We start from the raw sequence: 21,009 nt of genomic DNA on the forward strand, positions 1-21,009 counted from the left end.
AGCAGCTCTCCGGCTTCGTCGGGGAGCTGGGTCGCTACAACCGGGCGCTCGGTGGCGGGGCGTAGCGGATCCAGCACCCCGCTGCAACGCGGTGTTCTTGCCGCTGAGGCGCCCTGAGGCGGCTTGTTCAGCGACAACAACCCCGCGTTACAGCGGAATCGAGCGGCCGATCAGCCGATCCACACCGCGGTGTCGCCCGGCAGCGAGCCGTCGGCCAGCGGACCGCTGGCGATCAGCACCTCGCCCTCGGGCAGGGCCACCGGCGTGCTGCCGGTGTTGAGCAGCACCGTCAGGTGACCGCGCTGGAACGCGACGACGTCCGGGCCGAGGTCGACCATCTCCACCGCGTTGCCGGCGTCGACGATGCCGCGGCGGGCCGCGAGAGCCGCCTGGTAGAACGAGAGCGTCGAGGCCGGGTCGCTCTCCTGGGCGGCGACCGTCATCGACTCCCAGTGGTCCGGCTGCGGGATCCACGGCTGGTCGAGCCCCGGGCCGAAGCCGTACGGCGGCTTGGCGTCACCCCACGGGATCGGCACCCGGCAGCCGTCGCGGCCGACCTCGCCGGTGCGGAACCAGGACGGGTCCTGACGGAACTCCGGCGCCACGTCGACCTGCTCCAGGCCGAGCTCCTCGCCCTGGTAGAGGTACGACGACCCGGGCAGTCCCAGCATCGTCAGGGTGGCGGCCCGGGCCCGCTGCAGTCCCTCGTCACCGCCGCCGTAGCGGGTGACGTGGCGGACCACGTCGTGGTTGCTCAGCACCCAGGTCGGGGTGGCCCCGACCAGGTCCATCGCGCTGAAGGTGCTGGTGATGACCTCGGTGAACGCCTCGGCCGACCACTCCGCCAGCAGCCACGAGAAGTTGAAGGCCTGCTGCATCTCGTCGGGGCGGATGAAGCGCGCCAGCGACTCCGCGGACTGGGTCCACGCCTCGGCGACCAGGATCCGGTCGCCGTCGTACTCGGCCAGGACGTCGTGCCAGCGGCGGTAGACGTCGTGCACCTCGGGCTGGTCCCACATCGGCTCGTCGCGCATCGTGCGCTCGACCATGCTCGTGCCGCCGGTGTGGCTCACCTCCTCCGCCGCAGCGATGTCGTGGGTGCTCGCGTGCTCGCCCTTCTCGACGACCTGGTCGCGCAGGGTCGCCTCCTTGTAGAGGCCGTGCGCCACGTCGACCCGGAAGCCGTCCACGCCGCGGTCGAGCCAGAACCTCAGCACGCCCTCGAACATGTCGCCGACCTCGGGGTTGCGCCAGTCGAGGTCGGGCTGGGTCGAGTCGAAGAGGTTGAGGTACCACTGGCCGGGCGTGCCGTCGGGCTCGGTGACCCGGGTCCACGCGGGCCCGCCGAAGACGGACTCCCAGTTGTTCGGCGGCTCGGCGCCGTCGACGCCGCGGCCGTCCCGGAACAGGTAGCGGGCGCGCTCGGGGCTGCCGGCGGGTGCGGCCAGGGCGGCCTGGAACCACGGGTGCTCGCTGGAGGTGTGGTTCGGGACCAGGTCGACGATCACCTTGAGACCGAGCTCGTGGGCGCGGGCCAGCAGGGCGTCGGCGTCCGCGAGCGAGCCGAAGAGCGGGTCGACGTCGCGGTAGTCGGCCACGTCGTAGCCGTGGTCGTTCTGCGGCGAGGTGTAGAACGGCGTGATCCACAGCGCGTCCACCCCGAGGTCACGCAGGTAGGGCAGTCGGTCGGTGATGCCGGGCAGGTCGCCGATGCCGTCGCCGTCGGAGTCCGCGAAGGAGCGGACGTAGACCTGGTAGCAGACGGCGTGGCGCCACCACGCGTTTGGATCGTTCAAAGACATGGTCTCCATGGTTCCCGTCGTCTCCGGCATCGTCAAACTCGCGGAAGGGTGGGCCGGCTCGTCGTCGAGTCAGCCGAAGGTCGCCGGATCGATCTCCACCCACACGTGCTCGGCGGAAGCCACGATCCGGCCGTCGGCGTCGTAGAGCGAGGAGGCGGTGAAGGTCTTGCGCCCCTCGCGGCCCCGGGCCAGGCCGACCACCACGTGCTCCTCGCCGATCAGCGGCAGCGCGTCGACGCGGGCGGCCATGTTGACCAGCACCATCATCCGTTCGGTCAGGTCGCCGGCCCACCCGCCGATGCAGTCGAGCGCCGCCCAGGTGGTGGCCAACGAGGCGCGGGGGAGGGCGTCCACCCAGACGTGGTCGTCCTTGCCGGTGCTGGCGTGGGGGGTCCACGTGGAGGCGATCCGGGTGGCGCCGTCCTGGTCGGCGACCGGCCCCGGGAAGATCCGCAGACCGTCGCCCTCGGCCCGGTCCACGCCGCAGGCGAAGCAGGTGGGGAACGGGTGCGCCGTACGGCCCGGGTAGTGCGCCCGCGCCGCGCGGGCCACGTCCGCCGCGACCGGTTCGACGACCATGGGGGCCGCGTCGCTCAGCCGGGCGCGGACCACGGCGCGACCGTCGTACGACGCGACGGTCTCCGCGCCGTCCGTCGTCACCGTCAGGGGCGTGTCCAGGGGCGGCGGCAGTCGCAGGTCGACCGAGATCACCGGCCACTTCTCGGTGCGGGCCTCCTCGTCCTCGCCGGCCACCAGCTCCGCCAGGGCTCCGGCGGTCCACCCGCCGTTCCCGGAGCTGGGCGGGCCGCAGAACCGGTGCGGCACGGTCAGGGTGGTGGCGCTCATCGCCGGATCCTCTCCCACCTGGTCAGGGCTTCCTTGCGTTCCTCGGCGTGGTCCACGATCGGCGGCGGGTAGCCCACCGCGTCCCGCTCCTCGGGGCTCGGGTCGTGGGCGTCGGCGACGTTCGCCAGCTCGGGCACCCAGTGACGCACATAGGCGCCGTCGGGGTCGAACCGACGCCCCTGGCCGGTCGGGTTGAAGACCCGGAAGAAGGGCGAGGCGTCGGTGCCGGATCCGGCCGTCCACTGCCACCCGTGCTGGTTGGAGGCGAGGTCGCCGTCCACCAGCCAGTGCATGAAGTGCCGGGCGCCCAGCTGCCACTCCAGGTGCAGGTCCTTGACCAGGAAGCTGGCCACGATCATCCGCACCCGGTTGTGCATCCAGCCGGTGCCCCGCAGCTGGCGCATCCCGGCGTCGACGACAGGGAAGCCGGTGTGCCCGGTCCGCCAGGCCTCGAGGTCTGCGGCCGCTGGACCCGACGGGTCGTCGTAGTCCATCCGGGCGAACTCGGGGCGCAGGTACTCCCGCGCCGTCTCCGGACGGGCGAAGAGGACGTCGGCGTAGAACTCCCGCCAGGCGAGCTCGGTGCGGTAGGTCTTCGCGCCGGTCTCGGTCTCGGGGTCCGCCAGGCGAGCGGAGAGGTCGGCGAGCAGCGTGCGCGGATGGATCTCGCCCCACTTCAGGTGGACCGACATCCGTGACGTGCCGTCGAGGTCGGGCCGGTTGCGGTCCTCGCCGTACGACGCGAGGCCCTCGTCGAGGAACTCCTGCCACCGGCGCCGGGCGGCGGGTTCGCCGGCCTCGGGCAGCCGCACACCCTCGGGCACCTCCGTCTCGGGCAGGTCCTCGAGAAGCAGTGCGGTGTCGGCCAGGGTGAGCCACGAGGCGGAGGTCGGTGCCTCGACGGGGTCCCGCCAGCCGTGGTCGAGCCAGGCCTTCGAGAACGGGGTGAACACCTTGTACGGATCTCCGCTGCCGCTGGTCACCCGCCCGGGCGCGACGGCGTACGGCGACCCGGTGCGGACCAGCCCGATCCCGTGCTCGGCCAGCGCCTCCTCGACGTCGTGGTCGCGCTGGCGGCCGTAGGGGCCGAAGTCGGCGGCCACGTGCACCTGCTCGGCCCCCACCTCACGGGCGGCGGCGACCACGCAGGTGCGCGGGTCTCCCTCGACGACCTGCAGTCGCCCGCCCAGCTCGCCCAGGCCCGCGTCGAGCGACCGCAGCGAGGCCACCAGGTGGGCCCGGCGCGACGGTCCGGCCGGGAGCCACAGCCGGGGATCGAGCACGAAGAGCGGCAGCACCGCCTCGCTCGCGCACGCCTCGAGCAGCGCAGGATTGTCGCCGAGGCGGAGGTCGCGGCGGAACCACATCACGGAGGGCATCGTCGATCAGCCTGCCAGAGCGGTCCCCGCCTGCCCACCGTCGTGTGTCCCCGTCGCCGGCGATAGGCAAGAATGCCGGGGTGAGCGACCTGATCGACACCACCGAGATGTACCTGCGGACCATTTTCGAGCTGGTCGAGGAGGGGATCATCCCGCTGCGTGCCCGGATCGCCGAGCGACTGCACCAGAGCGGCCCGACGGTCTCGCAGACCGTGGCCCGGATGGAGCGCGACGGCCTGCTCACCGTCGAGGGCGACCGTCACCTGCAGCTCACCGACGAGGGCCTGGCCCTGGCCACCCGGGTGATGCGCAAGCACCGCCTCGCCGAGCGCCTCCTGATCGACGTGATCGGCCTGGACTGGGAGCTCGTCCACGAGGAGGCGTGCCGCTGGGAGCACGTGATGTCCGAGACCGTCGAGCGCCGCCTGATGGAGCTGCTCGACCACCCCACCGAGTCGCCGTACGGCAACCCGATCCCGGGGTTGGAGGAGCTCGGCGAGACCGCCCGCGGCGAGGACTTCATGGACGGTGTGGTGTCGCTGAGCGAGGTGGCCGGTGAGACCGGGGCGATGGTGCTGGTGCGACGCATCTCGGAGGAGATGCAGAAGGACGAGGCGTTGATGAGCGCGCTGCGTCGGGTCGGCGCGATGCCGGACAAGACCGTCACCGTGGTCGCCACCGAGGACGGCGTGCTCGTCGGCTCGGGCGGGGAGACCGCCGAGATCGTGCTCGAGGCGGCCGATCACATCTTCGTGCGCAAGCTCTGACGCCCCTTTCCCGCTGTAACGCGGGGTTATTGACGCTGAACAACCCGCAGGCGAGCCCCTCAGCGACAACAACCCCGCGTCACAGCGGGCGCGCCAGCGCGGTCAGGAACTCGCTGCACCCGTGCTGGACGACGTACGTCGCGAGGTCGTCGCCCCGGGTCGCGCCCCGGTTCACGATCACCACCGGGGTCCGGGCCTTGGCTGCCCGCCGGACGAACCGGAAGCCGCTCATCACGGTGAGCGAGGAGCCCACCACCAGCAGCGCGCCCCCGGAGTCGGCGAGCGCGTCGACGGCCTCGTAGCAGCGCGCCACCCGCGGGGGAGGGACGTTCTCGCCGAAGAAGACGACGTCGGGCTTGAGCAGCCCTCCGCAAGCCGTGCAGTCGGGCACAACGAAGCCGGCGGTGTCGTCGAGGTCGACGTCGCCGTCGGGACGGGTCTCGGCCGCCGCGTGCTCCTCGGCATAGCCGGGGTTTGCCTCGCTCAGCCGATCGTGCAGCGCCGCCCGGGCCGTCGTGGCACGACACGACAGGCAGACGACGTCGGCGATCCGACCGTGCAGCGCGACCAGACGCTGCTGGCCGGCGCGCTCGTGCAGGCCGTCGACGTTCTGGGTGATCAGCAGGTCGAGGTCGAGCGTGGTCAGCGCCCGGTGTCCGTCGTTCGGCTCGGCCCTCCTCATCCGGCTCCAGCCGAGATGGCTGCGCGCCCAGTACCGCTGGCGGGCCTCCGGGCCGGAGACGAACTCCTGGTAGGTCATCGGCGTGCGGTTCGGCGACCCCGGCCCGCGGTAGTCGGGGATGCCGGAGTCGGTGCTGAGACCGGCGCCGGTCAGCACCACCAGCGGCCGATCGCGCAGCAGCGCCAGCGACGCGTCGTACGCCTCCGGCGAGGTGGCCGGGGGAGGGGCGGTGCTGGTCATCGCCCGTAACGGACGGCCGCTCGAGCTCGTGCCTTCTCCGCCTCGGTCTCCCGGTCCTTGGGTGGCGCGGCCGTGACCAGGTCGTCGAGCAGGTGCTGGGTGACGTGGGCGATCTCGCGGACGGCTCGGTCGAACGCGGCCTGGTTGGCCTGGGAGGGCCGGGTGCTGCCGCTGACCTTGCGGACGTACTGCAGCGCTGCCGCCATCACCTCGTCACTCGTCGCGGGCGGCTCGAAGTTGTGGAGCTGTCGGATGTTGCGGCACATGCCCTCGAGCGTACGTCGACCGGCCGAGCCCGAGGCAGGCTCACGAAGGCGGGGTGCGACGATGGCGGCATGGCTGATGCAAAGACCGACCGTGACTTCGACATCGTGCTCTTCGGCGCCACCGGCTTCACCGGCGCCCTGACTGCGGAGTACCTCGCCGAGCACGCCCCCTCCGGCATGCGCTGGGCGCTCGCCGGCCGCAACCGGAGCAAGCTCGAGGGCGTGCGCGACAGGCTGGCCGGCATCGACCCGGACCTGGCGAACCTCGAGCTGTTGATCGCCGACACCTCCGACGCCTCCTCGATCGCCGATGTCGCCGGCCGGGCGCGCGTCGTGATCACCACGGTCGGGCCGTACCTGGCGTACGGCGAGCCGCTGGTCGCCGCGTGCGCCGAGGCGGGCACCGACTACGTCGACCTGACCGGCGAGCCCGAGTTCGTGGACCGGATGTACGTCGCGCACCACGCCACCGCCGAGCGCACCGGTGCCCGGATCGTGCACGCGTGCGGCTTCGACTCGATCCCGCACGACCTGGGCGCGATGTTCACCGTGCAGCAACTGGCCGCCAGCGGACCGGTCAGCGTGCGGGGCGTCGTACGGGCCAGCGGGATGTTCTCCGGCGGCACGTTCCACTCGGCGATGACCGCGATGTCGCGCGGTCGCCAGATGAAGCAGGCCTCGGCCGAGCGGCGCCGGGCGGAGAAGCGGCCCGAGGGGCGCTCGTCGCGAGCCGTCGCGGGCAAGCCGCACAAGGACCCGGTGCTGGGCTGGTACCTGCTGCCGATGCCGACGATCGACCCGGCGGTGGTGGCGCGCAGCGGCGCGGCGCTGGCGTCGTACGGTCCGGAGTTCCGGTACTCGCACTACGCGGGCACGAAGACGGTGCGGTACGCCGCCGGGGGCGCCGCCGGGGTGGGTCTGCTGGCGACGGCTGCTCAGGTGAAGCCGCTGCGCAACCTGCTGCTGGGCAAGGTCAAGCAGGGCGACGGCCCGGACGCCAAGCGTCGGGAGAAGTCGTGGTTCAGCGTGGACTTCATCGGCGAGGGTGACGGACGGACGGTGCACACGCGGGTGTCCGGCGGGGACCCGGGGTACGGCGAGACGTCGAAGATGCTGGCGGAGTCGGCGCTGTCGCTGGCGTTCGACGACAACCCGTCGTGCGCGGGTCAGGTCACGACGGCGCAGGCGATGGGGGACAACCTGCTCGGGCGGCTGCGGGCGGCCGGGATCAGGTTCGACGTCGTACAGGACTGATCGGCGGGTGCCCCAGGCAGGAGTCGAACCTGCGACCTTTCGCTTAGGAGGCGGCTGCTCTATCCGCTGAGCTACTGGGGCGGGCCGAGCCCGACCGGGAGCGGATGCTCCCGGTGGATCCGGTGCGGAACATCTTGTCATTGAGGTCGGCGTGGTGAGCATCGGCCTCAGCCGGGTGGTGGGGCCTGAGCGGCGCCGCTGAGCGATGGTGGGTCACGGCCGGGCCCCGGAACGGCTGCTTCTCGAGGGTTCCTGGCGCTTCCAGGGCAATGCAACGGCCTGGAAGCGCAGGGATCCCCGGATCTCCGGGGATCCCGACACCGCCCGGACCCTCCGGGGATCCCGACACCCCCGGTCGGCCCAGGGGGTCGCCCAGAGGGGCTAGCCCGATCGACCCCGCTCCCGGCCACACGTGCCGGGAGGGTGGGCCCGTTCGCCCGTTCCGTCGGTATGTCCCGGCATGGACGAATGGACCCCGTGAGTTTGTCCTCCCCCCAGGACCACCCCCCCGGTCTCACGCGAGTCAGCGGCCTGCTCTTCGCCGTCCTCGTGATCGCGATGATCTCGGCGATGGTGGCCGTCCTGGGCAACAACCCGGCCCATGGCCGGCCCGCGTCCGCAGCCGCCTCCCAGACCCGGCACGATGGGGACGTGGACGCCCGCGACAGCCGTACCCGCCCCTCGGCCTCGGCGGGCACGCTGGCGCTCAACTGGGGGGACATCCAGGCCACTCCCGACGCCCACCTGAGCAACTACGTCGTCCTGCAGTCCTGGGAGTACGGCCGGATCCCGGAGCTGCGCCGCAAGAACCCCGACATCCGGGTCCTGATGTACAAGGACGTCAGCGCGACCGTGAAGCGCGCCTGCCGCACGGCCCCCGACGGCAGCTGCACCCTCGACAACGAGTTCCTGCCGACCGGAGTGGGCTACCACTCCTCGCTGCGGGACCACCCCGAGTGGTTCCTGCGCGACCGGGGCGGGCGCCAGCTGGAGTGGTCCGACTGGCCCGGCCTCTTCCCGATGGACGTCGGCGACGCGGCCTACCAGCGCTCCTGGCGCACCAACGTCCTGCACGAGCTCCGTTCCTACGGCTGGGACGGCGTGCTCATGGACGACGTCCTCACCACGCTGAGCCACGACGTCTACGACGACCTGGTCTCGCCCACGATCCCCGACGACGCCGCCATGTACGCCGCCACCGAGTCCTTCCTCGCGGCCGTGGGGCCGGCGATCCGGGACGAGGGCTTCGAGGTCATCGCCAACGTCGCCTTCCAGTACGACGACTACGTCGACGTGCTGGAGGCGTGGACCCGGTACGTCACCGGGTGGGAGAACGAGTACTTCGTGAAGTGGAGCCTGGGGGCTGCGCCGCGGTTCGTCGGCGCCGACTGGAACTGGAAGATGCTGATGTCGGCCTGGTGTGCCGAGCGGGACGTCCCGCTCCTCGCCGTCACCTACAGCACCAAAGCCGACCGGGCGGCCCAGGACTTCCACCGTGCGACCTGGCTGTTGACCTGGAACGGCCGGACCGGCTCGAGCATGTTCGTGCCGGAGGAGGACCACACCGACCACTGGATTCCCCGGGCGACCGTCGAGATCGGAACGCCGAGAGGCGACCGCCGCCACCTGCGCCGTGGCGTGTGGCGCCGCAACTACACCGAGGGCGTCGTCCTGGTGAACCCGACGGGCGCCCGCAGGGTGGTGCGCCTGCACGGCAGGTACCGCAAGGCCAACGGCCGTGTCGTCACCAAGGTGCGGCTGCGACCCAGCAGCGGCATCGTGCTGCGCCGTCCCTAAGTCCTTCCGAACCCCGCGCAGCGCACTGCGCGTCCAGCGTGGTCGTTGAAGTCTGAACCTTGGGTCCGATCGGCGATCGCCGGGTGACCCGATCGGGTCACTCACGGAGGTCAGGGGGGCGCATTCCCCGCCCGGAGCGACCGAACTGCAAGAAATCCTCAAGGGCGCCCCGGGTCGGGGCCGATGACCTTGGTGACCAGCGACCCCCCCGATCCCCCCCTGAAACGAGAAATCCGATGACCTCGATCCGTGGATCAGTGCGCCCGGAACAGGGCTGGACCGCCGCTCTCCGCAAGGCGCTCTTCGCCGCTCCCCTCCTCGCCGTCCTGTCGGTCACCGCTGTCTCGGGCGCCACCTCCTCCGCCCAGGCCGCCGCCGCTCCTGTCGCCGCCACACCGCAGTCGAGCAGTGCCGCCGCCCCCGGTGTCAACAAGTCCGCCGGTGTCCTCGCGCTGGACTGGGGCGACATCGACTCCACGCCCGAGGCCGGCAAGGGCAACTACGTCGTGATCAACCCGTGGGAGTACGACCGGATCCCGCAGATGAAGAAGGACAACCCGGACGTCAAGGTCCTGATGTACAAGGACGTGTCCGCCACCGTGAAGCGGGCCTGCAAGAACGACGCCTGCACCGTCGACAACGACATCCTCCCGACCGGGGTCGGCTATCACTGGGCCATGAAGCACCGGCCCCGCTGGTTCCTGCGCGACAACGACAACAAGATCATCGAGTGGTCCGACTGGGCCGGCCTCTACCCGATGAACATCAAGAAGCGCGGCTACCAGAGGCACTGGGGCCGGAACGTGCTGCGCGAGCTCCGTCGCCACGACTGGGACGGCGTGATGATGGACGACGTGCTGACGTACCTCTCGCACGACACCGTCGGCAACAAGGTGCCGCGCCAGATCCCCACCGACCGGGCGATGTACAACGCCACCGAGAGGTTCCTCAAGAAGGTCGCCGTCCGGATCAAGCGCAAGGGCTACATGGCGGTCCCGAACGTCACCATCGAGTGGGACAACTGGCACAGCACGCTGACGGACTGGACCCGCTACGTCTCCGGCTGGGAGAACGAGTACTTCGTCAAGTGGGGCCTGAGCAAGCGCGACCGCTTCCACGGCGCCGACTGGGAGTGGAAGATGCGGATGGCCGAGTGGTGCGCCGACCGCAACGTGCCGCTGCTCGCCATCACCTACAGCACCCTGGACGACACCGCCGCGCAGATCTACCACCGTGCGACCTGGCTGCTGACCTGGAACGGCCGGACCGGCTCGAGCATCTTCGTGCCCGAGGAGGACTGGACCAACCACTGGATCCCCACGCCCACGGTCGAGATCGGCGACCCCGCCGGTGACCGGTTCGTGGTCGGGAGCTCCGGCGTCCACCGCCGCAACTACACCGACGGTGTCGTGCTGGTGAACCCCACGCGGGAGAGCCAGACGGTCGAGCTGGGTGCCTCGTACCGCACCCTCGGCGGTCGCAGCACCGACCGGGTCACGCTCGCACCGATGAGCGGCGAGATCCTCCGCAAGTGACCCACCCCGGGGTCAGGAATGCATGACGACCACGTCGCCGTGACCGCCGTACCCCAGCAGTGACCGCTCGAAGCCAGTGCCGTCGAACGTCACCAGCATCCAGCCCCCCGCCGGATCAGGAACCAGTTGGGGGTGCGGGATGTTGGTGACGTACGGCGCGTCCAGCTGACCCACCTGACTGCCGGTCAGGTCGAAGATCGCGTAGACGTGTCGCTGCCCGTCGCTGGTCAGCAGCCATGTCCCTCCCCCGGTCCTCACCATGATCGGCCCCTCACACTGACCGAGGTTGCCCAGCCGGGCGACCTCGGTCAGTGCTGTGTGCCAGGTGTCCGCCGTGGTCGCGGCCAACGCCGGCCGGAAGCGGAAGGGCCGCTGCGAGGGGCTCTCGACGTAGGCGACGTGCCAGGTGCCGTCCACCCGGGTCAGGGCCGGGTCCCAGGTGCCGTACGTCGTCGGCAGGGGAGTGCGGACCGTGTCGAGCACGTGCACGCCGTGCAGCAGGTCCTCGCCCGACTCGGTGTGCCGCACGTGGATGGAGCCCGGCTCGAAGTCGCCCCACGAGCTGGTGGCGAGGAGCCAGCGCTCGCCGTCGCGGACCAGTTGACCGGCGTGGTCACCGAGGACGAGGCCGTCGCGCCGGCTGAACAGGTGCGACTCCAGGCGCATCCCGGCCGGGTCCGCCGGATCCATCGACCAGACCGACCAGTGCGCCTGCTGGAAGAAGCCGAGGCCGGCACAGGTCCAGGTGAACCACAACCGGCCGTCGAGGAGGTACGGCGAGCCGTCGGCGTGCTGCACCAGGTGCGGGTCGCGCAGCCCGACCATCCCGAAGAGCCCGGCCCGGACGCTGGAGGGCTCGACGTCGGTGCCACCCCACGCGTAGGTGTGCTCGGCCAGGGTGACCTCGTCGCGCAGGTCGAGCAGGGCCGCCACCCTGCCGCGTTCGGAGACGACCGGGTGCCAGCCCGAACCGGTGTCCACCAACGCGGTCACCTGGTTCTCGCACAGGGCGAAGGCCAGACCGAAGGGCGCGGTCAGGGCCACCTTGCGGCGCCGCAGCACCCGGGTGCGCCCGGCTCGGCGGACCGAGATCGAGATCCGCGAGCTCGCCGGGTCCCAGGTGACCAGGACGTGCTGGTCCTCGGCGACCACGCCCGAGCAGACCGGGCCCGAGCAGACCAGGCCAGCGCAGACCGGGCCCTCGGTGCCGGTCACGGTGAGCTCGATCGCGACGTACGGCGCGGGTGGGGAGTCGGCCAGGACGTGCAGCCCCTGCCGGTTCGTGGTGGCCGAGGTGTCCACCTCGAACCCGTCGGCGACCAGCTGAACCGGCCGGAACCGGTGGGTCCTGCGGAACCTCAGGGAGGTCAACGGCGTCTCAGCCATGCCTCCTCCACGTGTCCATGCGGCTCAGGTTAGGGCGTGCCCACCGGGGGGCAGGTCGTGGGTTTGTCGGTTGCGGCCGTCGCGCGGGAGAATGTGGAGTCGTCGCGTAGATTCGCCTGAGGTGCGTCGTCGTGCGCGCCCCCGATCCGAAGGTGTCCGTGGTGTCCGGTCCTGAGCAGCTGAGTGCCCAGCCGGATCCGCGCGCCCCGAAGCGCCGGGCAGCCAGCAGCAAGCGCCACACCGTCGGCAAGGTCGTGCTCGCCGCCGTCGTGGTGCTGGCCATGGTCACCGGCCTCTCGGTGGTGTTCCTGTACCGCCACCTCAACGCCAACCTCAACGTGGTCGACCTGGTCGACCAGCTCGAGGACCGGCCCGACAAGTTCGCGGTCTCCGGGCCGCAGGAGCCGCTCAACGTCCTGGTGATGGGGTCCGACACCCGCGAGGGCGAGGGCAACAACATCGACGGTCTGACCGGTGGCGGCGAGCGCTCGGACACCACGATCCTGTTGCACGTCTCCGCCGACCGCAGTCGCGCCTACGGGATCAGCATCCCGCGCGACTCGATGGTCGACCGGCCGGACTGCACCAACGCCGACGGGGAGACCCTGCCGGGCGCGACGTACACGATGTGGAACGGCGCCTTCTCGATCGGTGGCCCGGCCTGCACGATCCAGCAGTTCGAACAGCTCACCGGGGTCCTGGTCGACCACTTCGTCGTGGTCGACTTCGAGGGCTTCAAGGGGATGGTCGACGCGATCGGCGGTGTCGAGGTCTGCATCCCGGAGACCATCGACGACCGGGCCCACGGCATCTACCTCGAGGCGGGCACCCGCAAGCTCGAGGGCCAGGAGGCGCTCAACTACGTCCGGGAGCGGTACGCCGTCTCGGGCGGTTCGGACATCGGTCGGATGAAGCGGCAGCAGGCCTTCATCGCCTCGATGGCGCACTCGGTCGTCACGGCGGGCACGCTGGCGCGACCGGACCACCTGATCCGTTTCCTCGACTCGGCCACCAAGTCCCTGACCGTGGACCCGGAGCTCGAGAACATCGTCAAGATCGCCAAGCTGGGCTACCAGTTCCAGGACATCGGGCTGGACAACATCCAGTTCCTGACGATCCCCAACCAGGTCGACCCCAACGACCCCAACAAGCTCGTCTGGACGTCGGACGCCGCCAAGGTGTGGAAGAAGATCGCCCGTGACGAGCCGCTGACCAGCCGGATCGTCGACGACGTGATCAGCGCCGGACAGGTGCCCGGCTCGACGCGCAGTCCCTCGCCGCGCCCGTCGGGCAGCCCGACGAAGTCGCCCGGCAAGGGTCCGAGCACGGCGGACGCGGAGGCTCTCGCCCAGGCAGGTCTGTGTGCCTGAGCAGTCGCGCGACGAGGCAGCCGCACCCGGGACCCCGACCGCCGAGACGGCCTGGCAGCGCAAGCGGCGCCTGGCCGCGGTCTTCGGCGACGTGCTGCCCGAGACCACCAGCGACGAGCGCGGCGACGTCCCCCCGGCCGAGGACGCCACCGACGCGTGGCTGCGCGCCCAGGTCCCCCCGCACCACGGCTGACTCCGGGTCCGGCCCTCCGAGCCCCTGAAATGCCACCGACCCGCCCGGACGAGGTCCGGACGGGTCAGGAGCGGGGGGAGAGGGGGAGAGGGTGCAGGTGACTCAGGCGGTGCGGGCGGAGAGCAGGTCGCGGATCTCCTTGAGCAGCGTGATGTCCTCCGGGGTTCCCGGGGGCGGGCTCGGGAAGTACTTCTCCTTGGCCTTGACGTAGGGAACGACGACCAGGAAGTACACGACCGCCGCCAGGATGACGAACGCAATCACTGCGTTCATGAACGCGCCGAACGAGTTGACCTCGTTGGAGAACACATCGTCCAGGGCGCTGGGCATCTGGGCGGTGAGCCAGTTGGTGAACGTGGTGACCACGGCGCCGAACGACGTGGCGATGATGACCGCCACGGCCAGGTCGACGACGTTGCCCCGGAGCAGGAAGTTCTTGAATCCGTTCATGCGGGTCTCTCCTCTTTTCCGCTGGTGCCAGTACCACCCGAGTGGTCCTTACATCTCGAACCTAGCGTGAGAACGAGACCGTGAGGACCGTCTTGACCGCTGCAGCGGCGATCGCGGTCGTCGCGGAGTCCGTGGCGCCGAGCACCACGATCCGCCCCGCCAGGGTGTCGACGCCGCCAGCACCGGCCCGCTCGGGCAGGGCCAGCACGGGGAGGTCGCGGGCCACCACCTCGGCCTGCGCACCCCGGGGATCGGTCGCCAGCAGGTCGATCCGGTCACCCACCCGGAGCAGTTCCACCATCGCGGCGTCGGGGAGTCGGACGGGCAGGGCGACGAGTCCGGCGTGACCGGCGGTCAGGCCCGGCCCGACCAGTCGTACGTCGGTCAGGGGCTCTCCGCGCCGCATCGGCCCCGCCAGCACCCGCCCGACCGGGTCGGGCGCCAGCCCACCGGGCACCGACTCCGCGCGGAACTCCACCTCCTGCAGGTCGTCGGGAGCGACGAGCTGCCCACCGGGCAGGTCGCGAGCCGCGACCAGCACCGGGACGCCGCGGGGAGCGGGGCCGGCGGCGACCTGCAGGCCGGAGCCGACCGTCACCGCGGCGAGCACGGCGGCGAGGAGGCGACGGCGTCTGAGCACGGCACGTCGCAGGGGGCGGGTCAGTCGGTCGAGGCGGTCGCGGAGATCAGGCATGTCCCGACGCTAGGAGCCATCTCCCGGGCGCGCCCGGGCTCTCCACAGGGAGCAGGGGAGTCAGTCGCTGCCGGAGCTGGTCGAGCTGGTCGAGCTGCTGGACGCGGCCGGCGTACTCGCTGCCGGGGCCTTGGTCTCCGAGGTGCCGCTGCCGGACGACGTGCCGCTGCCGGCGGTGCTGCCGGCCTCGCTCGCCGAGCTCTTGCCGCGGCTGTCGGTCCGGTAGAAGCCGGATCCCTTGAACACGACCCCCACCGCGTTGAAGATCTTGCGCAGGCGGCCGTTGCACTCGGGGCAGTGCACGAGTGCGTCGTCGGAGAAGCTCTGGAACTGCTCGAAGGCGTGCCCACACTCGGTGCACGCGTACTGGTAGGTCGGCACGGTTCAGGTTCCTCGATGGACTCGGGGGCGAAAAAGGTCCACGACCAGGGGTTCTCACTCGTCGCGGATGAGTGCCCATGGTACGGCACAATGGGGCCCGATGACCGACGAGCCCGCGCAGCCACCCTCCGGCCCGACCCGGCGTTTCCCGGGCCCCGACCTGCGTGGCGGATGGCAGGCCTTCCGGCGCTGGCCGCGGCTGGCCCGCCTGACGACGTACGTCGCGGTGGCGCTGGTCTTGGTCCTGCTCGCCGGTGCCGCGACCGTGACCGTCGTGGTCCGGCGCCCCTTCCCCCAGACCGCGGGCACCCTCGAGGTGGCCGGGCTCCAGGGGTCCGTCGAGGTGGTCCGCGACGAACACGGCATCCCGCAGCTCTACGCCGACTCGCTGGCGGACCTGATGCTGGCCCAGGGCTTCGTGCACGCCCAGGAGCGCTTCTTCGAGATGGACGTGCGCCGGCATGCCACGGCCGGTCGGCTCGCCGAGCTGTTCGGCCCCGATGCTCTCGACAACGACCGGTTCGTCCGCACCATGGGCTGGCGCCGGGTCGCCGAGCAGGAGCTCGCGCTGGTCAAGCCGGAGACCCGGGAGGCGCTCGACGCCTACGCGGCGGGCGTCAACGCCTACCTCGCCACGCACAGCCCGAGCCAGGTGGCGCTCGAGTACACGCTGCTCGGCCTCGGTGGGCTCTCCTACCGGCCCGAGCCGTGGACCCCGGTCGACTCGCTGGCCTGGCTCAAGGCGATGGCGTGGGACCTGCGCGGCAACATGGACGACGAGATCGACCGGGCGCTGGCGTTGGCCGAGCACACGCCCGACGAGGTGGCCGAGCTCTACCCCGACTACGCCTACCTCGAGCACGCCCCGATCGTCCGCAACGGCGCCGTCGTGGACGGGGTCTACGAGCCGGGCGCCACCGCCGGGGCGACCCGCAACCCGCAACGCCCGGCGTACGACGCGGGCCAGCGCCGCCTGCTCCGGGACCTGCGGGCGGGGCTCGATGCGATGCCCGTGCTGCTCGGCCGCGGCTCCGACGTCGGGAGCAACAGCTGGGTCGTCGACGGCGCCCACTCCGCGACCGGCGCGCCCCTGCTCGCCAACGACCCGCACCTGTCCACCTCCCTGCCGGGGGTGTGGATGCAGATGGGCCTGCACTGCCGCGAGGTCAGCGAGAGCTGCCCGCTGGAGGTCGCCGGCTTCACGTTCTCCGGGATGCCCGGCGTCGTGATCGGGCACAACGCGGAGATCGCCTGGGGTCTCACGAACCTCGGCCCCGACGTCACCGACCTCTACCTGGAGCAGGTGGTGGGCGACCAGTGGCGCTACGACGGCCGGCTGCGTCCGCTCACCGTCCGCACCGAGACGATCAAGGTGCTCGGCGAGGAGGACGAGACGCTCACCGTCCGCTCGACCCGGCACGGCCCGATCATCTCGGACGTCTCCGAGCGGGCCGGGGACGTCGGAGAGGTCGCCGGTGGCTACGCGGTCGCCCTGGAGTGGACCGCGTTGCACCCCGCCCCGACGGCCGACGTCATCCTGGAGCTCAACGCCGCGACCGACTGGGACTCCTTCCGGGCCGCCGCCTCCTCGTTCGCCGTCCCCGCCCAGAACCTCGTGTACGCCGACCGCGCCGGCCACATCGGCTACCAGGCGCCCGGACGCATCCCGATCCGCAAGTCGGGCAACGACGGTCGTCTCCCGGCGGCGGGCTGGCTGCCGGAGAACGACTGGACCGGCGAGTACATCCCCTTCGAGGCGCTGCCGCACGAGCTCGACCCCGAGGAGGGGTTCATCGTGGCGGCCAACCAGGCCGTGGTCGGCCCCGACTACGCCTACCCGCTGACCGACGACTGGGACCGCGGCTACCGCTCCAGCCGGATCCGGGAGGTGATCGCCCGCGAGGGGGAGCTGTCCCTCGCCGAGATGCTCCAGCTCCAGCTCGACGCCCGCCACCCGCTCGCCGCCCGCCTCACGCCGTACCTGCTCGACATCGACCTGCCCTCGGGCTACCCGTCCGCCGGGCAGCGACTCCTGCGGAGCTGGGACTTCCACCAGCGGTCCGACACCCCGGCTGCGGCCTACTTCAACGTGGTGTGGAGCAACCTGCTGCGGCTGACCTTCCACGACGAGCTGCCCGAGGAGACCTGGCCGGACGGGGGAGCGCGCTGGTTCTCCGTGGTCGACCACCTGCTCGCGCGTCCGTCCGGCTCGTGGTGGGACGACCGGACGACCGACGACGTCGTCGAGACCCGCGACGACATCCTGCGCTCGGCCCTGCTGGCGGCCCGCGACGAGCTGACCGAGCGGCAGTCGCTCGACCCCTACTCCTGGAGCTGGGGCCGGCTGCACCGACTCGAGCTGACCTCGGCCACCCTGGGCCGGTCCGGCGTCGGGCCGGTGGAGTGGCTGGTCAACAGCGGCAGCTGGGAGGTCGGCGGCAGCACGGCGGCGGTCAACGCGACCGCCTGGGACGCTGCCGTGGGCTACGAGGTCACCAGCGCACCCTCGATGCGGATGGTGGTCTCCCTGGCCGACCTCGACCAGAGCCGCTGGATCAACCTCACCGGCGTCTCCGGGCACCCGCGCAGCCCGCACTACACCGACCAGACCGAGCTCTGGGCCGAGGGCGAGACGCTGCCGTGGGTGTTCACCCGGGCTGCCGTGGAGGCGCAGGGGCGCGACTCGCTCACCCTGGTCCCGGCGCCCACCGCCTGAGCCCGGACGGGCTGACGGCCGCGCTCACCCGCCGGTCGTGCGGCTGCACCGGCACCTCGCGGTCGAGCTCGTCGTCGTAGAGCAGCACGCAGGTGAAGGTGCCGATCGGTACCCGGGCGAGCGCCCGGTCGTAGGAGCCGCCGCCACGCCCGAGCCGCCACCCCTGCGGGGAGACCGCGAGCCCCGGGAGCAGCACCACGTCGGCGCTCGCGATCGCGTCCGGGCCCAGCGACGGGCCGTCCGGCTCGAGGAGGCCGCGGCGGGCGGGGACCAGGTGGTCCGACCCACGGTGCACAGCCCAGTCGAGGTCGTCGTCGCTGAGCAGCCGAGGCAGGAGCACTCGGGCTCCGGCGCCGGTCAGCTCGTCGAGCAGCTCCCCGGTGCCGGGCTCGGTGCCGACCGAGACGTACGCCGCGACGGTGGCCGCCCGACGTACCTCGTCCGCGGCGAGCAGGTGGGCCGCGATCCTTCGCGCGCTCTCCCCGATCTCGACCAGCGTCAGCCGGTGCCGTGCGGTCAGCAGCTGGTCGCGCAGGGCGACCTTGGCGGCCGCTGCCGGATCCGGGGAGGAGGGTTCTTGCGAGGGGGCCACCGGGCAAGCCTACGATCGTGGGTATGGGTAGTGCTGGGTTGAACAGGGCGCGCGACAAGATGGTCGCCGCAGGCGTGGACGAGATCGCGATCGAGACGTTCGCGCACTACTACCGGCTGCTGGAGCACGGCGAGACCGGGATGATCCCCGAGTCGTCGATCGAGCCGGTGGAGATGGAGTCGCTGGCCGACGTCGAGGTCTCCGAGGAGGTCGCGGCCGAGGCGATCCGCGGCACCGCGGTGATCAAGCTCAACGGTGGACTCGGCACCTCGATGGGGATGGACCGCGCCAAGTCGCTGCTGTGCGTGCGACGCGGCCTGTCGTTCCTCGACATCATCGCTCGGCAGGCGCTGCAGCTGCGCCAGCAGTACGGAGTCGAGCTGCCGCTGATCTTCATGAACAGCTTCCGGACCTCCGCCGACACCATGGAGGCCCTGGCCCGCTACACCGACCTGCCGGTCCAGGGGTTGCCGCTGGAGTTCCTGCAGAACAAGGAGCCGCGGCTGCTGGCCAAGGACCTCTCCCCGGTCTCCTGGCCCAAGGACCCGGACCTGGAGTGGTGCCCGCCCGGTCATGGTGACGTGTACACCGCCCTGCGCGGCACCGGCCTGCTCGAGCAGCTCATCGAGCAGGGCTACCGACGGATCTTCGTCTCCAACTCCGACAACCTCGGGGCCGTACCGGACGCCCGGGTGGCCGGCTGGTTCGCCGCGTCGGGGGCGCCGTTCGCGATCGAGGCGGTGCGGCGCACCGCCTCGGACCGCAAGGGGGGCCACTTCGCCCGCCGCCGCACCGACGGTCGACTCGTGCTGCGCGAGACCGCCCAGACCCGGGACGAGGACAAGGCGGCCCTGGCCGACCTCGACCGACACCGGTACAGCTCCACCAACAACCTGTGGATCGACCTCGACGCCCTGAAGCGGGAGCTCGACCTGCGCGACGGCATCCTCGGTCTGCCGCTGATCCGCAACGTGAAGAACGTCGACCCGGGCGACCCGTCCACCCCCGAGGTGATCCAGGTCGAGACCGCGATGGGCGCGGCGATCGAGGTGTTCGAGGGAGCGCGCCTGATCGAGGTCGGGCGGGACCGCTTCGTGCCGGTGAAGACCACGAACGACCTGCTCGTGCTGCGCTCCGACGTCTACGAGATGCGCCCGGACTTCACGCTCCGGCAGACCTCCGAGCAGCTGCCCTTCGTGGACCTCGACAGCCGATTCTTCCAGCTCGTCGGTGAGTTCGACAAGCGGCTGCCCTCGGGTGCGCCGTCACTCAAGGAGGCCACCTCGCTGACGGTCAAGGGCGACTGGACCTTCGGCGCGGACGTGTCGGTCAAGGGTGACGTGGCCCTCGAGGCGTCGTCGGCCCAGCGCATCGCCCCCGGCACCGTGCTGTCGTCCGGGGCCTCGGATGGCTGACGGCCTGACCTCCGTCGACCAGCACCTGGAACGGATCCTCGCGGCGATCGAGCCGTTGCCCGACTTCCCGCAGCCGCTGATGGAGACCTTGGGGCTCGCGGCCGCCGAGGACGTGGTCGCCCCGCTGCCGCTGCCGTCGTTCGACAACTCCGCGATGGACGGCTACGCCGTCTGCCAACCCGACGTGGCGAGCGCCTCCGACGAAGCGCCGGTCCACCTGCCTGTGGTCGGTGAGATCGGTGCCGGACAGGCGCGGCTGCTGGCGATGTCGCCGGGCACGGCGGTCAAGATCATGACCGGCGGTCGGCTGCCCAGGGGAGCCGACAGCGTCGTGCCGTACGAGTGGACCGATCGGGGGGTGGCCCGCGTCCGGATCACCCGGGCCCCCAGCGAGGGCCAGCACATCCGCCGGGCCGGGGAGGACGTCGCCGAGGGCGACCTCGTCCTCGAGCGCGGCACGGTCCTGGGCCCGCGCCACCTCGGGCTGCTGGCGTCGGTCGGCCGGGCCTCGGTCCGCTCCCGCCCGCGGCCGAGGGTGGTCATCCTGTCCACCGGGTCCGAGCTGCGCGAGCCGGGCACCCAGCTCGGCCACGACTCGATCTACGACGGCAACTCCTACCTGCTCGCCGCCGCCGCCCGGCAGGCCGGTGCCTTGGCGTACCGGGTCGGGATCGTGCCCGACGAGCCGCGGGCGTTCCTCGACGCGCTCACCGACCAGCTGGTCCGGGCCGACATCGTGGTCACCAGCGGCGGCGTCTCGCAGGGCGACTTCGACGTGGTCAAGGAGGCGCTCGCCCCGCTCGGCAGCGTCTGGTTCGGTCCCGTCGCGATGCAGCCGGGCAAGCCGCAGGGGTTCGGACTGGTGGGGGAGGAGAACACCCCGATCTTCACGCTGCCCGGCAACCCGGTCTCGTCGTACGTCTCCTTCCAGACGTTCGTGCTGCCCGCGATCCGCAAGCTGATGGGCAAGGCGCCGTACTCTCGCCCGACCACCCGGGCCCGGCTCACCCACGGCATCTCCTCGCCCGCCGGTCGGCGTCAGTTCGTCCGCGGGGAGTACGCCCGCGACAACGGCGGCCCGTACGTCGCCCCGGTGGGCGGCCACGGCTCCCACCTGATCGGCGACCTGGCCTCGTCGAACGCGCTGGTCGTGGTGCCCGAGGAGGTCACCTTCCTGCCCGCCGGCGAGCAGGTGCAGGTGCTGCTGCTGGACACGGACTTCTGACCCAAGCCTCACGAGGGGA

Annotated in this window: 19 protein-coding genes and 1 tRNA gene; 9 read left to right on the plus strand and 11 right to left on the minus strand. The window is 71.5% G+C overall.

What is annotated here, in order from left to right; genetic code table 11:
- Positions 1 to 170 precede the first annotated feature (170 nt).
- From ABZE72_RS05800 to ABZE72_RS05810, 3 genes are all read right to left on the minus strand, one after another.
- Positions 171 to 1,802: a glycoside hydrolase family 13 protein gene (locus ABZE72_RS05800; RefSeq protein ID WP_372728076.1), complete on the minus strand. Its 1,632-nt coding sequence runs from the start codon at positions 1,800 to 1,802 to the stop codon at positions 171 to 173.
- A gap of 69 nt (positions 1,803 to 1,871) precedes the next feature.
- Complete coding sequence (locus ABZE72_RS05805) at positions 1,872 to 2,648, minus strand: hypothetical protein (protein WP_372728077.1); 777 nt, start codon at positions 2,646 to 2,648, stop codon at positions 1,872 to 1,874.
- Entirely contained in the window at positions 2,645 to 4,027 is a 1,383-nt protein-coding gene (locus tag ABZE72_RS05810; RefSeq protein ID WP_372728078.1) for a deoxyribodipyrimidine photo-lyase, read from the minus strand. The genes ABZE72_RS05805 and ABZE72_RS05810 overlap by 4 nt, the downstream gene beginning before the upstream one ends.
- An 80-nt stretch (positions 4,028 to 4,107) precedes the next feature.
- On the opposite strand from ABZE72_RS05810, the gene ABZE72_RS05815 reads away from it, so the two are divergent.
- Positions 4,108 to 4,794, plus strand: a complete 687-nt coding sequence (locus ABZE72_RS05815; protein WP_372728079.1) for a metal-dependent transcriptional regulator — start codon at positions 4,108 to 4,110, stop codon at positions 4,792 to 4,794.
- Between the two features lie 79 nt (positions 4,795 to 4,873).
- Here ABZE72_RS05815 and ABZE72_RS05820 read toward each other — a convergent pair whose 3' ends face one another.
- Positions 4,874 to 5,716, minus strand: a complete 843-nt coding sequence (locus tag ABZE72_RS05820) for an NAD-dependent protein deacetylase (RefSeq protein WP_372728080.1) — start codon at positions 5,714 to 5,716, stop codon at positions 4,874 to 4,876.
- A complete protein-coding gene (locus ABZE72_RS05825) occupies positions 5,713 to 5,982 on the minus strand; it encodes a DUF2277 domain-containing protein (RefSeq protein WP_372728081.1) in 270 nt (89 codons plus the stop codon). The genes ABZE72_RS05820 and ABZE72_RS05825 overlap by 4 nt, the downstream gene beginning before the upstream one ends.
- 69 nt (positions 5,983 to 6,051) lie before the next feature.
- Between ABZE72_RS05825 and ABZE72_RS05830 the strand changes: the two genes are divergently transcribed.
- Positions 6,052 to 7,236 (plus strand): trans-acting enoyl reductase family protein, encoded by a 1,185-nt coding sequence (locus ABZE72_RS05830; RefSeq protein WP_372728082.1) that lies wholly within the window; start codon positions 6,052 to 6,054, stop codon positions 7,234 to 7,236.
- Between the two features lie 8 nt (positions 7,237 to 7,244).
- Here ABZE72_RS05830 and ABZE72_RS05835 read toward each other — a convergent pair.
- Positions 7,245 to 7,317, minus strand: a tRNA-Arg gene (locus ABZE72_RS05835).
- 396 nt (positions 7,318 to 7,713) lie between these two features.
- On the opposite strand from ABZE72_RS05835, the gene ABZE72_RS05840 reads away from it, so the two are divergent.
- Both ABZE72_RS05840 and ABZE72_RS05845 read left to right on the plus strand, forming a co-directional pair.
- Positions 7,714 to 9,033: a putative glycoside hydrolase gene (locus tag ABZE72_RS05840; RefSeq protein WP_372728083.1), complete on the plus strand. Its 1,320-nt coding sequence runs from the start codon at positions 7,714 to 7,716 to the stop codon at positions 9,031 to 9,033.
- Positions 9,034 to 9,269: 236 nt separating this feature from the next.
- Complete coding sequence (locus ABZE72_RS05845; protein WP_372728084.1) at positions 9,270 to 10,568, plus strand: putative glycoside hydrolase; 1,299 nt, start codon at positions 9,270 to 9,272, stop codon at positions 10,566 to 10,568.
- 12 nt (positions 10,569 to 10,580) lie between these two features.
- Here the strand turns inward: ABZE72_RS05845 and ABZE72_RS05850 are convergent, their stop codons facing one another.
- A complete protein-coding gene (locus tag ABZE72_RS05850) occupies positions 10,581 to 11,954 on the minus strand; it encodes a hypothetical protein (protein ID WP_372728085.1) in 1,374 nt (457 codons plus the stop codon).
- A 131-nt stretch (positions 11,955 to 12,085) separates the two neighbouring features.
- Here ABZE72_RS05850 and ABZE72_RS05855 point away from each other — a divergent pair, with 131 nt between their 5' ends.
- Together ABZE72_RS05855 and ABZE72_RS05860 are read left to right on the plus strand one after the other, a co-directional pair.
- Complete coding sequence (locus ABZE72_RS05855) at positions 12,086 to 13,324, plus strand: LCP family protein (protein ID WP_372728086.1); 1,239 nt, start codon at positions 12,086 to 12,088, stop codon at positions 13,322 to 13,324.
- The gene (locus ABZE72_RS05860) at positions 13,317 to 13,517 is read left to right on the plus strand and encodes a hypothetical protein (RefSeq protein ID WP_372728087.1); all 201 of its coding nucleotides are present in this window, start codon (positions 13,317 to 13,319) and stop codon (positions 13,515 to 13,517) included. The genes ABZE72_RS05855 and ABZE72_RS05860 overlap by 8 nt, the downstream gene beginning before the upstream one ends.
- 102 nt (positions 13,518 to 13,619) lie before the next feature.
- Here ABZE72_RS05860 and ABZE72_RS05865 read toward each other — a convergent pair whose 3' ends face one another.
- The 3 genes from ABZE72_RS05865 to ABZE72_RS05875 form a co-directional block, all read right to left on the minus strand.
- A complete protein-coding gene (locus tag ABZE72_RS05865; RefSeq protein ID WP_372728088.1) occupies positions 13,620 to 13,967 on the minus strand; it encodes an MscL family protein in 348 nt (115 codons plus the stop codon).
- Between the two features lie 61 nt (positions 13,968 to 14,028).
- Positions 14,029 to 14,661 carry an SAF domain-containing protein gene (locus tag ABZE72_RS05870; protein ID WP_372728089.1) on the minus strand — a complete coding sequence of 211 codons (633 nt, stop codon included), beginning with the start codon at positions 14,659 to 14,661 and terminating at the stop codon, positions 14,029 to 14,031.
- Positions 14,662 to 14,721: 60 nt separating this feature from the next.
- The gene (locus ABZE72_RS05875) at positions 14,722 to 15,042 is read right to left on the minus strand and encodes an FmdB family zinc ribbon protein (protein ID WP_372728090.1); all 321 of its coding nucleotides are present in this window, start codon (positions 15,040 to 15,042) and stop codon (positions 14,722 to 14,724) included.
- A gap of 100 nt (positions 15,043 to 15,142) precedes the next feature.
- Between ABZE72_RS05875 and ABZE72_RS05880 the strand changes: the two genes are divergently transcribed.
- Positions 15,143 to 17,758 carry a penicillin acylase family protein gene (locus tag ABZE72_RS05880; RefSeq protein WP_372728091.1) on the plus strand — a complete coding sequence of 872 codons (2,616 nt, stop codon included), beginning with the start codon at positions 15,143 to 15,145 and terminating at the stop codon, positions 17,756 to 17,758.
- Here ABZE72_RS05880 and ABZE72_RS05885 read toward each other — a convergent pair.
- Entirely contained in the window at positions 17,730 to 18,350 is a 621-nt protein-coding gene (locus tag ABZE72_RS05885; RefSeq protein ID WP_372728092.1) for a 5-formyltetrahydrofolate cyclo-ligase, read from the minus strand. The two genes, ABZE72_RS05880 and ABZE72_RS05885, sit on opposite strands and share 29 nt — an antisense overlap.
- 23 nt (positions 18,351 to 18,373) lie before the next feature.
- Here ABZE72_RS05885 and ABZE72_RS05890 point away from each other — a divergent pair, with 23 nt between their 5' ends.
- Both ABZE72_RS05890 and glp read left to right on the plus strand, forming a co-directional pair.
- A complete protein-coding gene (locus tag ABZE72_RS05890; RefSeq protein ID WP_372728093.1) occupies positions 18,374 to 19,765 on the plus strand; it encodes a UTP--glucose-1-phosphate uridylyltransferase in 1,392 nt (463 codons plus the stop codon).
- Positions 19,758 to 20,990, plus strand: coding sequence for a gephyrin-like molybdotransferase Glp (gene glp, locus ABZE72_RS05895; RefSeq protein ID WP_372728094.1), 1,233 nt, complete (start codon positions 19,758 to 19,760; stop codon positions 20,988 to 20,990). The genes ABZE72_RS05890 and glp overlap by 8 nt, the downstream gene beginning before the upstream one ends.
- Positions 20,991 to 21,009: the final 19 nt, after the last annotated feature.

The organism is Nocardioides sp. (assembly GCF_041600255.1).
GTDB lineage: Bacteria > Actinomycetota > Actinomycetes > Propionibacteriales > Nocardioidaceae > Nocardioides.

Excerpts from the sequence above, each read along its gene's own strand:
- ABZE72_RS05810 (WP_372728078.1), bottom strand. The coding sequence starts at position 4,027 with ATGCCCTCCGTGATGTGGTTCCGCCGCGACCTCCGCCTCGGCGACAAT.
- ABZE72_RS05805 (WP_372728077.1), bottom strand. The coding sequence starts at position 2,648 with ATGAGCGCCACCACCCTGACCGTGCCGCACCGGTTCTGCGGCCCGCCC.
- ABZE72_RS05880 (WP_372728091.1), top strand. The coding sequence starts at position 15,143 with ATGACCGACGAGCCCGCGCAGCCACCCTCCGGCCCGACCCGGCGTTTC.
- ABZE72_RS05865 (WP_372728088.1), bottom strand. The coding sequence starts at position 13,967 with ATGAACGGATTCAAGAACTTCCTGCTCCGGGGCAACGTCGTCGACCTG.
- ABZE72_RS05800 (WP_372728076.1), bottom strand. The coding sequence starts at position 1,802 with ATGTCTTTGAACGATCCAAACGCGTGGTGGCGCCACGCCGTCTGCTAC.
- ABZE72_RS05820 (WP_372728080.1), bottom strand. The coding sequence starts at position 5,716 with ATGACCAGCACCGCCCCTCCCCCGGCCACCTCGCCGGAGGCGTACGAC.
- ABZE72_RS05830 (WP_372728082.1), top strand. The coding sequence starts at position 6,052 with ATGGCTGATGCAAAGACCGACCGTGACTTCGACATCGTGCTCTTCGGC.
- ABZE72_RS05825 (WP_372728081.1), bottom strand. The coding sequence starts at position 5,982 with ATGTGCCGCAACATCCGACAGCTCCACAACTTCGAGCCGCCCGCGACG.
- ABZE72_RS05890 (WP_372728093.1), top strand. The coding sequence starts at position 18,374 with ATGGGTAGTGCTGGGTTGAACAGGGCGCGCGACAAGATGGTCGCCGCA.
- ABZE72_RS05850 (WP_372728085.1), bottom strand. The coding sequence starts at position 11,954 with ATGGCTGAGACGCCGTTGACCTCCCTGAGGTTCCGCAGGACCCACCGG.
- glp (WP_372728094.1), top strand. The coding sequence starts at position 19,758 with ATGGCTGACGGCCTGACCTCCGTCGACCAGCACCTGGAACGGATCCTC.
- ABZE72_RS05845 (WP_372728084.1), top strand. The coding sequence starts at position 9,270 with ATGACCTCGATCCGTGGATCAGTGCGCCCGGAACAGGGCTGGACCGCC.
- ABZE72_RS05870 (WP_372728089.1), bottom strand. The coding sequence starts at position 14,661 with ATGCCTGATCTCCGCGACCGCCTCGACCGACTGACCCGCCCCCTGCGA.